The sequence below is a fragment of the Xenorhabdus beddingii genome (genome assembly GCF_002127545.1).
GTDB classification, from domain to species: Bacteria; Pseudomonadota; Gammaproteobacteria; order Enterobacterales; family Enterobacteriaceae; genus Xenorhabdus; species Xenorhabdus beddingii.
The window spans coordinates 1-1,298 of record NZ_MUBK01000105.1 but is presented as its reverse complement, the minus strand read 5'-3'; the positions used below and the strand labels follow the sequence as shown (position 1 = coordinate 1,298).

The 1,298-nt window shown below is 43.7% G+C and carries 1 pseudogene; it reads left to right on the top strand.

The annotated features are described in order from the left end of the window. Positions 1–398: 398 nt before the first annotated feature. A pseudogene (locus tag Xbed_RS18645) lies at positions 399–1,202 on the top strand (tyrosine-type recombinase/integrase); the annotation flags it as partial. Positions 1,203–1,298: the final 96 nt, after the last annotated feature.

The window sequence follows — 1,298 nt, the reverse complement described above, 5'->3', positions numbered from 1 at the left end:
CACGTTGGGTATTTTTGCCAATTTTAAACAAGGTAAAAGTCAACGCGACTGGCTTCAACAAGCTAACGTTATAGGATGTTAAAGTCGAGCATCGCGTTAATTTATATAAATCTATATTTGTAAAAATTAACATGATGTTTTTCAATAAGTTATTGATTTTAAAACATCCTATGAAATTTTTAAAATCCCTCGGCTGTAAGGCTGTGCGGGTTCAAGTCCTGCCTTGGGCACCAAACATAAGTTTACTAACGTCTACACTGGTAAACTAACTCCTAGAAAGACCTGATAAATCAATCAGATCTTTTCTTTTTGCGTCTACTCCAGTCTATTGCAATCAACATGCTTGGCGGGGCATAATCAGGGGCACCTACACTTCTATTTTAAATGTGCCCCCAATAATGAAACTAAACGCACGACAAATCGAAACAGCAAAACCCAAAGAAAAAACCTACAAACTCGCCGATGGTGGTGGTCTCTATTTAGAAGTTACGACACGCGGCTCGAAATACTGGCGCATGAAGTACTACCGCCCCACCGATAAAAAAGAAGACCGACTGGCTTTCGGTGTCTATCCGGTTATCTCTTTAGCCGAGGCACGAGCCAAACGAGATGAAGCCAAGAAGCTGATTGCTCAAGGTATTGATCCCAAAGCCGAGAAAAAAGAGGCACATGTCGGAGCAAAAGGAAAACATACCTTTGAAAAAGTCGCCCGTGACTGGCACGCAAGCAACAAACGCTGGAGCGAAGATCACGGTAACCGCATTCTACGCAGCCTCGAACATTATATTTTTCCTCATATTGGCAGGCTTGATATTTCCACTTTACGGACAAGCCAGCTTTTAGCCCCAATAAAAATCGTTGATGCTGATGGAAAACATGACATTGCCCAGCGACTGCAACAGCGCGTAACTTCCATCATGCGTTATGCTGTCCAGAACGATATTCTTGATTCCAACCCGGCTAATGATATGGCTGGCGCACTTTCCACTGTTAAATCCAAACATCATCCCGCCCTACCTCATGAACGTTTACCTGAATTTTTGAGCCGACTTTCTCGCTATCGTGGACGCTTAATCACCCGTATCGCAGTCGAGCTGACTTTATTAACGTTCGCCCGTTCCAGTGAATTGAGATTTGCCCGTTGGGAAGAACTTGACCTTGAAAAGGCAGTCTGGAAGACCCCCGCCACAAGAAAAGCCGTAAGCATCCGGTCATCTCACCTTGCTTTACCAACCAACACTAAAAATGGGGGATTTTTAACTGAAAGGATTATCTGACCAGGGAAGGAGTTCATTCAA